Origin of the sequence: Streptococcus sp. 27098_8_12 (assembly GCF_041432115.1) — a bacterium.
In the GTDB taxonomy this organism is placed as follows: Bacteria; Bacillota; Bacilli; order Lactobacillales; family Streptococcaceae; genus Streptococcus; species Streptococcus parasanguinis_V.
In genome coordinates, this window is record NZ_JAPVZA010000006.1 from 95,058 (window position 1) to 107,541 (window position 12,484).

The 12,484-nt window shown below is 39.9% G+C and carries 11 protein-coding genes; 8 read left to right on the forward strand and 3 right to left on the reverse strand.

All coding sequences use genetic code 11. From position 1 onward, the window contains the following. Positions 1-127: 127 nt before the first annotated feature. Positions 128-2,671 (forward strand): M1 family metallopeptidase, encoded by a 2,544-nt coding sequence (locus O3629_RS03775; protein ID WP_371608738.1) that lies wholly within the window; start codon positions 128-130, stop codon positions 2,669-2,671. A 532-nt stretch (positions 2,672-3,203) separates the two neighbouring features. Here the strand turns inward: O3629_RS03775 and O3629_RS03780 are convergent. Both O3629_RS03780 and O3629_RS03785 read right to left on the reverse strand, forming a co-directional pair. Beyond that, a complete protein-coding gene (locus O3629_RS03780; RefSeq protein ID WP_254741061.1) occupies positions 3,204-4,481 on the reverse strand; it encodes a sensor histidine kinase in 1,278 nt (425 codons plus the stop codon). Further along, the gene (locus O3629_RS03785) at positions 4,481-5,191 is read right to left on the reverse strand and encodes a LytTR family DNA-binding domain-containing protein (RefSeq protein WP_254741058.1); all 711 of its coding nucleotides are present in this window, start codon (positions 5,189-5,191) and stop codon (positions 4,481-4,483) included. Before O3629_RS03785 ends, O3629_RS03780 begins: the two co-directional genes overlap by 1 nt. A 106-nt stretch (positions 5,192-5,297) precedes the next feature. Here O3629_RS03785 and O3629_RS03790 point away from each other — a divergent pair, with 106 nt between their 5' ends. Together O3629_RS03790 and O3629_RS03795 are read left to right on the forward strand one after the other, a co-directional pair. After that, on the forward strand, positions 5,298-6,254 hold the full coding sequence (locus O3629_RS03790; protein ID WP_254741305.1) for an ABC transporter ATP-binding protein: 957 nt from the start codon (positions 5,298-5,300) through the stop codon (positions 6,252-6,254). A gap of 1 nt (position 6,255) precedes the next feature. Continuing rightward, positions 6,256-6,978 (forward strand): ABC transporter permease, encoded by a 723-nt coding sequence (locus O3629_RS03795; protein WP_254741055.1) that lies wholly within the window; start codon positions 6,256-6,258, stop codon positions 6,976-6,978. A 141-nt stretch (positions 6,979-7,119) separates the two neighbouring features. Here O3629_RS03795 and O3629_RS03800 read toward each other — a convergent pair whose 3' ends face one another. Next, the gene (locus O3629_RS03800) at positions 7,120-7,653 is read right to left on the reverse strand and encodes a biotin transporter BioY (RefSeq protein WP_371608739.1); all 534 of its coding nucleotides are present in this window, start codon (positions 7,651-7,653) and stop codon (positions 7,120-7,122) included. Positions 7,654-7,859: 206 nt separating this feature from the next. Here O3629_RS03800 and O3629_RS03805 point away from each other — a divergent pair, with 206 nt between their 5' ends. The 5 genes from O3629_RS03805 to O3629_RS03825 all read left to right on the forward strand — a co-directional run bounded on the left by O3629_RS03805 (position 7,860) and on the right by O3629_RS03825 (position 12,460). Next, the gene (locus tag O3629_RS03805) at positions 7,860-8,399 is read left to right on the forward strand and encodes a hypothetical protein (protein WP_371608740.1); all 540 of its coding nucleotides are present in this window, start codon (positions 7,860-7,862) and stop codon (positions 8,397-8,399) included. Between the two features lie 135 nt (positions 8,400-8,534). Then, entirely contained in the window at positions 8,535-9,215 is a 681-nt protein-coding gene (locus O3629_RS03810) for a response regulator transcription factor (protein ID WP_037607818.1), read from the forward strand. After that, entirely contained in the window at positions 9,199-10,572 is a 1,374-nt protein-coding gene (locus O3629_RS03815; protein ID WP_371608741.1) for a sensor histidine kinase, read from the forward strand. The genes O3629_RS03810 and O3629_RS03815 overlap by 17 nt, the downstream gene beginning before the upstream one ends. 15 nt (positions 10,573-10,587) lie before the next feature. Further along, on the forward strand, positions 10,588-10,968 hold the full coding sequence (locus O3629_RS03820; protein ID WP_049488213.1) for a VOC family protein: 381 nt from the start codon (positions 10,588-10,590) through the stop codon (positions 10,966-10,968). A gap of 109 nt (positions 10,969-11,077) precedes the next feature. Then, entirely contained in the window at positions 11,078-12,460 is a 1,383-nt protein-coding gene (locus O3629_RS03825) for a polysaccharide deacetylase family protein (protein WP_371467499.1), read from the forward strand. Positions 12,461-12,484: the final 24 nt, after the last annotated feature.

The window sequence follows — 12,484 nt, forward strand, 5'->3', positions numbered from 1 at the left end:
CTTGGAGTCTTTTCGATCTCAGACAGGCATTGTCATGCTTGTCTTTTCTTTTATCCCAACTTTGTGATAAAATAGTTTTATTAGGGCTTTTGATTGGAAAAGCGTGAAACATTTAAAGGAGGAAATTATGCAAGCAGTTGCACATTTTGTAGAAACATTCGTTCCAGAACATTATGAAGTGTTTTTGGATTTAAGTCGTAAAACTAAGACCTTTAGCGGTCGTGTGGTGATCACAGGTCAAGCCAAGGCGGACAAGATCTCGCTTCACCAAAAGGATTTGACCATTGAAACAGTAGAAGTAGCAGGTCAAGCTCGTCCATTTACGGTTGATGATGCCAATGAAGCAGTTTATGTTGAATTGGAAGGCACAGGTCAAGTGACAGTTACTCTGACCTATTCTGGTAAGATCACAGACAATATGACAGGGATTTACCCATCTTACTACAGTATTGATGGTGTGAAGAAGGAAGTCCTCTCAACTCAGTTTGAGAGCCATTTTGCGCGTGAAGCCTTTCCAAGTGTGGACGAGCCTGAAGCCAAAGCAACTTTCGATCTTTCTTTGAAATTTGACCAAGAAGAAGGTGAAATTGCCCTTTCAAATATGCCTGAAATCGACGTGGAAAACCGCAAAGAAACAGGAATTTGGAAATTTGCTACGACTCCACGGATGTCTTCTTACCTCTTGGCTTTTGCGGCTGGAGACCTTCAAGGAGTGACAGCTAAGACCAAGAATGGAACCCTAGTCGGTGTCTACTCTACCAAAGCTCACCCATTAGAAAACTTGGACTTCTCATTGGATATTGCCGTTCGTGCTATTGAATTTTATGAAGACTACTATGGCGTGAAGTATCCAATCCCTCAATCTCTTCATATCGCTCTTCCAGACTTCTCTTCCGGAGCGATGGAAAACTGGGGCTTGGTAACCTACCGTGAAGTCTACCTTCTAGTAGATGAAAACTCTACGGCCCAAAGCCGACAAACAGTAGCCTTGGTCGTAGCTCACGAATTAGCTCACCAATGGTTCGGAAACCTGGTGACCATGAAATGGTGGGATGATCTTTGGTTGAATGAAAGCTTTGCCAATATGATGGAATATGTCAGCTTGGATGCCATTGAACCAAGCTGGAATATCTTTGAAGACTTCCAAACAACTGGAGTGCCTGCTGCCTTGAAACGCGATGCTACAGATGGCGTTCAATCCGTCCATGTGGAAGTCAAACACCCAGACGAGATCAACACTCTCTTTGACCCAGCAATCGTTTACGCTAAGGGTAGCCGTCTTATGCACATGCTTCGTCGATGGTTAGGCGATGACGCCTTCCGTAAAGGGTTGAAGATCTACTTTGAAAAACACCAATACGGCAATACTATCGGTCGTGACCTTTGGGATGCTCTTGGGCAAGCTTCAGGTCGTGATGTCGCAGCCTTTATGGATTCTTGGTTGGAGCAACCAGGATACCCTGTTGTCTCAGCTTCTGTAGAGAACGACACCTTGATCATCCGTCAAGAGCAGTTCTTTATCGGAGAAAAAGAAGAAAAAGGTCGCAAGTGGGTTGTTCCTTTAAATAGCAACTGGACAGGTATTCCAGATACTTTGGAAACTGAAGTCTTAGAAATTCCAAACTACAGTGCCTTGAAAGCAGCTAACAGCGGAGCTCTTCGCTTCAATACAGAAAATACAGCTCATTATATCAGTGACTACCGTGGGGAATTGTTGGAAGACATCCTTGCTGAACTTGCTAGCTTGGATAGCACTTCGAAACTACAAGTGGTTCAAGAACGCCGTCTCTTAGCGGAAAGTGGTCAAATTTCTTATGCAAGCCTTTTGCCAGTGATTGAACACTTGACAGAAGAAAGTTCCTACTTGGTTGTTTCAGCTGTTTCGAGCGTCTTAGCTGGAATCAGTCTCTTTGTGGATGAAGGAACTGAAACAGAAGCGGCCTTCCATGAGTTGTTGAAACGCCTGAACCGTTACAACTTTGAACGCTTGGGTCTAGAAGCTAAGCCTGGTGAAACAGAAGAAGACGAAAAAGTTCGTCAACTAATGATTGCTAATATGATCAAGGCCAATGATGAAGCTGCAAAAGCTCAAGCGAGCGCTATCTTTGAAGCGCATGCAGATGATTTGGAAAAACTTCCAGCGGCCATCCGCTTGCAAATCTTGGTCAACCAAATCAAGCACCAGGAAACCAAGGAGCTTAGCCGACAATACCTGGATACTTATGTTAAGACAGTTGATGGAAACTTTAAACGCCAGTTGGCGGCTGCACTTTCTTATACCAAGGATAAGGAAGCTTTGGAAGCTCTATTGAAGGAGTGGAAGAACAAGGATGTGGTGAAACCTCAGGACTTGGCTATGAGCTGGTATTACAACTTCTTGCATGATGACTTTACCCAAGGTAGAACCTGGACTTGGGCGCGTGAAAACTGGGATTGGATCAAGAAAGCACTTGGTGGTGATATGAGCTTTGATAAGTTTGTCATCTACCCAGCTAACTGTTTCAAGACCCATGAACGGTTGAATGAATACAAGGCCTTCTTTGAGCCTCAATTGGATGATATGGCGATCAGTCGTAATATCAAGATGGGAATCAAAGAAATTGCTGCTCGTGTGGATTTAATCCAACGGGAAAAAGCAGCAGTAGAAGCTGCTATCCTTGCGACAAAATAGATTGAAAAAAGATGCTACAGAATTCATTCTGTAGCATCTTAGAATGTAGACAACGTCATCTTTGAAACTTTCCTTAGGTGAGCACGGACGTCAGCGAACTTCTTTGAAGTTCCATGACTTAGTTTTGAGCCTAAGGTCTCAAAACTCCCGAGTGCCTGAAACAATTGTGTTTCAGGCACTTTTCTCACGGCGGAAAGTTTCAGTGTATATTTGATTGAGACTTAAAAAATATATTATTTTAATTTTTGGGGCATCATTTAGGTTGGTTAATGATAGTTTAACTACATCCTAATGGAGTGGGAAAGAAGTCCTCTCTTTTCAATTTTTCCACCCCCGCATAGATACAACAGTCTGGAAGAGTGTTGGAGGTTGCAGATAAAGGAAATACTGTTTGCGTCACCTCAAAGCAGTGCTATGAGCAATCAACCAATGTGTCAAACTGTTATTTCTATCTAACTTCAAAGGCTGGACAGATTTTGCCCAGCCTCTTTTTTATAAATGACCTGAATAAGACCTCAAAGGAGAAGAATCATTAGTTTACTGGACTTGGTAAGAGGATCTCCGTTCGATAATGGCCATTTTCTTTGAATCGTTTGATAGTTCCTTGGTATTCTTGTACTAGGGCATCAACGTTTCGCAAGCCCCAACCATCTCTTTGACGTGTTTTACGAGTCTCTTGTTCCTGTTCATTAAAGGTATTGTTGATCGAAATAAATAGATTTTGTTGAAAATAACGTATATTCAGAGACAATGTTCTCTCTGATTTATCAGTCAATCGAAGACAGGCTGAAATACTATTATCCAAACAATTTCCTAAAATAACAGCTAGAACATCTGGCTGAATAGATAGTTCTTGTGGGATAAAGCAGTTAATATCCAATTCAATTTCATCTTCCACATCGTGCAGTTTTTGATTCAGTAAATAATTAACCGTTGGATTTTTGGAGTAAAAGGTTTGTTTTCCTGAAATACTATCGGTTAACGATTGAAGGTACTCTCTAGCCTCATCAGGATTTTCTTCTAGAAGTGCCAAGAGGGTTAAATGTTTATTTTTTAAGTCATGCCGAAGACTTTGCAATCGTTGGTATTCCTCTTGAGACTGTTGTGTTTCTCTTAATTGGAATTGAAGCTGTTCTTTATCTAATTTATTTTGGTAATAAGCGTGCTGTTGTTGAGAAAGATGTAGGGTAAAATAAAGCGAGGAAAACGACAATACAATAAGAGACAAGAGTGAAATGACAGAAAGATAATCTGGTCCAAATACTTGCCCTTGAATAGCTGATACAGTAAAGGCAAAAATAATCGATAAAATCGGCACGATAAATAGATACAGCCAATTTCTTTTAGATGTTGCCATGCCTAACTTTTGATGTGTTCGGAATAACTGTCGAAGAACAAGTGTTATGACGGTTGAAAAAAGAAAACTAATGGCAAGGTAACCACTAATCAGTCCTAAATTTTTCGATACTTTTGACAGTGGAAGAAAAAGTTGGATAACTTGATTGAGGACAGCTCCTGCTAATAATGTCAGGCTTGTCTGTAAGAATATCCAAAAGGAAGAATCACGAAAGGAGTAGCCAAAATAGAGTCCTACAAGAGAGGATTCTACAATACTAAGGAGGAGATTGCTCACTAAAAAAACGCGACTTTCTAAAAATAGAAACACAAGAGCCACATGAAGAAGAAAGCAACAACAAAGGACTAAAAGTGTCTCTTTTGATTGTTTACTTTTGGATATTGGCCTAAAAAATAAAACACTTGCCAGAAATAAGTCGAACAAGATACTAATGATCCGCAATCCTATTAGCATTAGAAATTCCTTTCACTGAGGTAGTTATAGTATTTTTCTTTAAAAGAAGACTGGAACTTACGACTAATTGGAAGTGAATGCTCCTCGGTACCATTTAGCAAAATAGTCACTGTTTTCGCATCAAAATCTTTGATATATTTGGGATTTACAATATAAGAAGCATGAATTTGAATAAAATAATCAGGTAGTTTATCTAAAATGTCTTGAGTTTTCAGTAAGGACTTATAGGTATCTGCTAGTGTGTAAATAAAAACGGAACGCTTATCTTTCTCAAAATAGGTAATGTCACTTAAAGGAATAGAGTAACTTTGTTTTCCAAATGAGAAGTTAAAGATGGTTTGTCCTAAATCTAAATAACGTAAAACTCTGTCTACTACCTTATTTAGCCTTTGGGGTTCAATTGGTTTTACTAAGTAATCAAAAGTCTGTACTTCAAATACTTGTTCCATGTAATCACGATAGCTAGTCACAAAAATAATGGGGATAAAAGGATTGAACTGCCGAATTTCACGAGCAAGGTCAATTCCAGTAATTTGTGGCATATCAATATCCAAAAAGACACAATGAGTATCCTTTGTTAACTGCTCTAACATCTTTTGAGGATGGGTATATAGTTTTGTTTCTACAGGAACCTTGTCGTAAGAAAGTAAATACTGTTCTAACTGACTAGCATCTCTAGTTGAGTCATCACAAATAACGACGTTTAACATAAGTCCCCCTTATCAAATTGAGTTGGCTAATTATGACACTAAAATGGTAAATCATGACGTAAACCTTGGAAAGTCATATGTTTATTATACAATAATCTTATCAAAAATGAAGGAAGCTGGGAAAATCTTCTCAGTCTTGAGTGATGAGATGAAGACATTTGCGACACTGACTATTAGAGATTTGACAAAATCATTCGATAAGCAACATTTTGCTAATAATCATATTTCCTTAGAAATAGAAGCTGCTAAAATTACAGCTTTTTTAGGACACAATGGCGCTGGTAAGTCCACCCTCTTAAATCAAATGATTGGTTTTACCAAACCTGATCAAGGAGACGTTTGCTATGGAGATATTTCTTTTGTTCAAAATCGTAAACGAGCTCGCTCAATGATGAGCTATATGTCTCAACAGTATGCGCCACTTGAGAAATTGACGGTGGAACAAAACATAGAAATGCTTGGAAGAATGAGAGGGTTAAACACCTTGGATTTGCAAAAAGAAATGGATCAGCTCTTAACCGATTTGGAAATTAAGGAGTACCGGGCAAAACAAGGAAAGGACCTTTCAGGTGGTTTAAAGCGTCTGACCTCTTTTGCAATGGCTTTAATCGGATCTCCGACCATCATTCTTCTTGATGAGCCGACGAACGATGTTGATCCAATACGTCGTGAAAAACAATGGCAATTATTACAGATGCTGGCGTATAAAGGTCATACCATTATTATCGTGACGCATAATCTCTTAGAAGTTGAAAAATATGCTGACAACTATGCCTTATTTAACCATGGGAAGTTAATCAAGTCAGGACCAGTTCAGCAAATAACCTATCAAAAACAGTATCAAATATCTTTTGAGTTTAGGAATAAAGATAGCTTAGCTCTATTTCAAGATTACACCATTATCAATGGTTCGATCTGCCAGATTGAAATAGAAGAGAAGGAGTTAACGAGACTGCTACCAAAAATCACACAGGAATTGGATAGAAAGAATATTTTAAATCTGTCACTTACTCAGAAAAACATATCCATTTCAGATCTTTATAGAGAGGAGTTGACAAACTGATATGACTCAATTTTTTTACTTACTTCGTTGGAACTATCTTCGTCAAAAAGATTTATTTTTACTCTTTACGCTAGCTCAGGTTCTGTTATCCATTTCACTTCTTTTTGGTTATCCACTAGTGATAGGTGAGATTGATACGACAGCTGCCTACTATCTCTCTTCTGGTTCAGTTCTGATAGGAATTATTTCTATTGGCTGTACTATCTCCTCACCTGTTATAGCAAATGCGAAGTCAGAAGGACATGTAGACTATGTACGAGCCCTTCCAATACCTCGAATTCTTATTTCCTTAGCAGATCTTTGGATGTGGATGATTGCTATTTTACCTGGAGTATTCATTTCTGTTATACTGGGCTATTTTCGTTTTTCTGTCCGCTTAAATGTATCTATTCTGGCTGTTTTCATTCTATTTCTTATCTGTCTTACAATGATCAGTCTTGGATTTGCCATTGCGTATACTTTTTCTCCCAATATTGTCACGCTGATGTCTCAGTTGATTCTTATGATTGGTTTGATGTTTTCACCAATCATGTACCCTGCAAGTCGTCTTCCAGATTGGATAAACCATCTCTACCATGTTCTTCCATTTGTCCCTTCTGTCAACCTCTTACGAGCTTGCGTCTATGGCCATGACCGCATCTCATTGTTTGACTTGGCTATTCTGATTATTTGGATTTTGCTAACACAGTTACTGATCTTGAGAGTTCTTTATAAGGAAAAATAAAGGAAGGAGGGTAGATAGAAGGTTCTTCTACGAAACAGTCATCCATTTAAAAGGATTTCAATTGAAGAGATATTCCTACAACAAAAAGCAACAACTGTGTTCAGATGTTGCTTATTTTAGTATGTTCGTACCCTTTGTATCTTATTTGAAATACCAGTGGTGTTTGAGGCTGGCAAAAATAGCTTTGCTGGTGATCGTGATGATGATCAGTTTGATGAGGTCGGCAAGGATAAAGGGAGCAACGACCAAAGTAAATGCTTTTTGGAGATCAGTATGCGTGACCAGCATAAAGCCGATAGCTCCTGATACAAAGAGGAGAGCACTACTGAGGAGATTGGCAAAAAAGATAGTGACAAGACTGGATTTGGCATTGGTAAATAAAGACGTGATCCATGCTCGGAATGGGAAGAAGAGGAGGAAACCAGCAGTAGGACCAAGGAAATGCGAAGCGCCACCAGCACCGCCAGCAAATACTGGAAAACCTAAGAAGCCTAAAAGCAGGTAGAGGCAGACTGTGACAAAGGCATGGCTGGGTTTATAGATGGTCCCGATGATCCCGATCATGAGTGTCTGTAGGGTCAAAGGAATTGGTCCAAATGGAAGGGTGAATTGAGATAGGACGGAGATCATGGCCACTCCAATGGAGATGAGAACTAAGGGAAAGATTTTCTTCATATCAGTTAACCTCTTGTTTATTTTATGGTAACTATTCTACAATAAGAGGCTAAACCTGTCAATGGCCCACGCTTATTTTAGGATTTTTTAAGTAAAAATTTAGGCAGGCTTAAGACTCTTGAAGTATAATCGCCATACTTAAAGGATCGAGCTCCCTTTAAAATTTAAAAGACAAGTACTTGTAAAAAAAGATAAAAGGTAAAAAGATGAATCAAAAAGAAACAAAACAAGTAGTCGAAACGCAAGAATCAAAAGAAAAAATGGTTGTCCTCAAACGAAGTCCTAAGTGGTGGATTGGCATGGCAGCAGTTGGTGGATTGTTGGTTGGTGCTGGAAGTGGCTTTGGTGTCGGAGTCATCGCCTCTCAATCTTCCAATAACCAACAATTTTCTCAACCAGTCCAAACGGGTCAAAACCAAGGATCCAATCAGCAACAAAATAGTCAAAATGGCCATGCTTCACAAGGAAACCAGCAAAATGGTGGCCCACAGGATGGCGGACCTCAAGGCGGTGGTCCACAAGGTGGTGGCCAAGGCCAAGGTGGCCCGCAAGGAGGTGGTCCTGGTCAGATGCCGCAAGAAGGCAATGGTGGCCCACAAGGGAATGGTCCAGAAAATGGCATGAACCAATCTGGCGGACAAGAAGGGAACCAGGGTTCCTCTAAAAAGTCCAATAAGAAGAATTCAAAAAATAAAAACAAGACGAGTGATAGTCAAAGTAACAAAGAAAACACGACAAACTCATAGAATTAGCCTTCCTAAGGCAGGCTGAATTTGATCATAAAACCAAGTTCTAAACTATAGGAAATGAAGGCAAGTCGTGTTATAATGGTTAAGAATAGATTAGAAAGACTCACTCACGAAAGAGAAGAGGATACGACAATGATTAAAATTCTATTGGTCGAAGATGACCTTGGTTTGTCAAATTCAGTATTTGATTTTTTAGATGATTTTGCGGACGTCATGCAGGTCTTTGACGGAGAAGAAGGTCTTTACGAAGCAGAAAGCGGGATCTATGATTTGATTTTGCTGGACCTCATGCTTCCTGAAAAAGACGGCTTCCATGTCTTGAAAGAATTGCGTGAAAAAGGCGTGACAACCCCTGTTTTGATCATGACAGCTAAAGAAAGTCTGGATGACAAAGGACACGGATTTGAGCTGGGGGCAGACGATTACCTCACCAAACCTTTCTACCTAGAAGAACTCAAGATGCGGATTCAAGCTCTCTTGAAGCGCTCAGGAAAAGTGAATGAAAACACCCTTAATTATGGCAATTTGAAGGTCAACTTATCTACCAATTCGACTTATGTGGATGGGAAAGAAGTGGAACTTCTTGGGAAGGAATTTGATCTTCTGGTCTATTTCCTTCAAAACCAAAATGTCATCCTTCCAAAAACACAGATTTTCGATCGCCTTTGGGGCTTTGACAGTGATACGACTATCTCTGTTGTTGAGGTCTATGTTTCAAAAATCCGTAAGAAATTAAAAGGTACCGATTTCGTTGAGAGCTTGCAAACATTGCGCAGTGTGGGGTATATCTTAAAAGATGCTAACCAGAATTAAGAAAACTGTCGGAGAAGATGATTTTTCCTACTTCATCCGATATTTTGGGCTCTTTACCTTGATATTTTCAGCAATGACCTTGATTATCATTCAGGTTATGCGCTCGAGTCTTTATACAACTGTTGATGAGAACCTCAAGACTCTCAGTCAGGATCCCTACTCGCTTGTAGCGATTGCTTATCGGGACCAGCGACAATCGAAAGATAAGGATAATGATGAAGATCCTGAGGTGATGATCCCAGATCATGATAAATCAGAACCCAAAGGAGATGTCACATCCAATACCACTGTTGTTTTGCTCAATAAAAAATATGAAAACTTAACAACCGGTAATGGGTTTTTAAACTTCAAAACGGTGACGTTTGGTCGAAAGCTCCTCAACAAGGTTTCCCAGCTTCAAATTACAAATAGCTATGGGAAAAAAGAAAGTTACCGGGCCTATATGGCAGAGTTGAGTTTATCTGATGATGAAAGTGATAGTGACATCAAGTATGCGGTTGTCATGACCAATATCAGTCAGTTGGAGCAGACGAGTGAAGAGCACGAAAGTCAAATCGCTCTTGTCATGATCTGCTTCTGGGGAATTTCTTTGTTTGCTAGTCTTTTCCTAGCACGTCTCAGTGTTAAGCCTCTACTTGAGAGTATGCAAAAGCAAAAGGCTTTCGTAGAAAATGCCTCCCATGAATTGCGGACGCCTTTAGCAGTCCTCCAAAATCGCCTCGAAACGCTTTTTAGAAAGCCTGAGGCGACCATTATGGAATCGAGTGAGAGTATTGCATCCAGCTTGGATGAAGTTCGAAATATGAAGCTCTTGACCACCAACCTTCTTAATATTGCACGAAGGGATGACGGCTTGAAACCAGAGATGGAAGATATTGAACCAAGCTTTTTCGATCAGACCTTCTCGAATTTTGAGATCATTGCGGAAGAAAATGGCAAATTCTTCCAGGGGGACAATCAGGTGGACAAAGTCATTTGTTCTGATAAAACGCTCCTCAAGCAGTTGATGACCATTCTCTATGACAATGCCTTGAAGTACACCGACGAAGATGGTGAGATTCAGTTTGAAGTCCAGTTGAAGGACAAAAATCTTCTTTTGAGAGCACTGGATAATGGACCTGGTGTTCGAGACGAGGACAAGAAACGGATCTTTGATCGTTTTTACCGGGTGGATAAAGCCAGAACCCGTCAAAAAGGTGGATTTGGTTTGGGGCTATCTTTAGCCAAACAAATTGTAGAGGCTTTTAAGGGAACCATTCAAGTTAAAGATAATAAACCAAAAGGTTCCATCTTTGAAGTAAAATTATCCATCAAGACGGAAAGTCGTAAAAAAATCGTTCATAATTTAAAAAAATAGAAAAGAGGAAAACCTATGAGTTCAAAAATGTTGCACACTTGCCTTCGTGTGGAAAACTTAGAAAAATCAATCGCTTTTTACCAAGATGCTTTTGGTTTTGAAGAAAAACGTCGGAAAGATTTTCCAGACTACAAGTTCACGATTGTCTATTTGGCCTTACCTGGAGATGACTATGAGTTGGAATTGACTTACAATTATGATCATGGTCCATATGTGATTGGAGACGGCTACGCACACGTTGCCTTGAGTACTCCTGATCTAGAAGCTTTAAATGCCGAACACAAGGCTAAAGGCTATGAAGTGACGGAACCAAAAGGTCTTCCAGGAACGCAACCGAATTACTATTTCGTTGTAGATCCAGATGGATATAAAGTAGAAGTCATTCGCGAAAAATAAGAGTGATTAAAATAGGGGCCACTGCCGGTGACGACAGTCGCCCTCTTTTTTATGAAACCATTTACAAAAAAGGAATGTTTTTTCGATAGAAATTTGCTATAATAAAGTTATGAGATTCAAACACACGAAAACTATATTATTAATCATTACAAATCTCCTTTTACTGAGTCTTTTGTATATCGGCTATCAAAAGATTCAAAGGGTTCGTGAACAAAAAGCCTATCAGGAACAGTTTGCCAAGGTCACCCAACTAGAGAAAAGCTCTGAAAAAGGGAAAGATGTTCAAGTTCAGGAAGGGATTATTGGGACATCTTATGTGACCACTTATTATCCTACTAAGGATGGACAAGCTGTTGAGATTATTAAAGAGAAGATTCAAGAAGATCTTCAGCGTCTAGGATCCGATGAGAAAACCAAAGAGCCTAAGCATTTGACCTTCTACCATAGTGAAGAAGCAAAAGCGCCTTTTGTTGGCTATCATCCTATCCAAATCAAACGGGCTGAATACCAGTACAAAAAAGGAAAATTCATCAAAGATGAGACCGTGAAACTACCTCTCTTCTACGTGGATGATGAGAACAACCCTCTGACCCTCAGTCAGGTTTTTGCGGATCCAGATGGAGCCAAACAGATCTTTTTGGAGGAATTGCGAGGGAATCTAGACTTTCGTCAGTTGGATGAGGAAAGCATTGATCAAATGGTCGCCCACTTTTCAGAGTTGGATTTGAGCCAATGGGAATTCCAATATGAAAAAGGGAATTTCACCATTCCATTTCCAACCAAGGTTAAGGGAGATGATACCTTCACTGTTCCCTTGTCTAAATTCTATGATGTGATTGATACAGAGCGCTTGCTTCCTGACGATCTAGCTTCTTACCAATCCTATATTGAAGAACGCCACCGTAAGATGATTGCCCTGACCTTTGATGATGGACCAGATCCGACGACGACCCCTCAGGCGCTGGCCATCTTAAAGAAATACAATGCCAAAGCTACCTTCTTTATGGTCGGAAAAAATGTCAGTGCGAATCCTGATATTGCCAAGCAAGTCCGCAAAGAAGGTCATCAAATTGGGAACCATACCTGGGATCACCCTCAATTACCAAAATTGAGCTTGGATAATGCTAAAAAAGAGATCTTGGATACCCAAGAAGCTATTCAAAAAGCGACAGGCGTCCAAACCAAGATTACCCGTCCTCCATATGGAGCCATCAATAACGCCATCCAATACGGTGTAGACCAATCCTTCATCATGTGGGATGTGGATAGCCTAGATTGGAAGACACATAATACGACGGCCATTCTAAATGAAGTGAAAAAAGAAGTCAAACCGGGTTCGATTATCCTCATGCATGATATCCATCAAACCACGATTGACGCTCTACCGACCGTCCTTGACTACCTCAAATCGCAAGGCTATACCTTTGTAACGGTGGATGAATTGTTGGATTATCAACTTGAAAGCCATCGTATCTATTACAATGGAAATTAACATAAAAATCCTCTGCAGTTCATT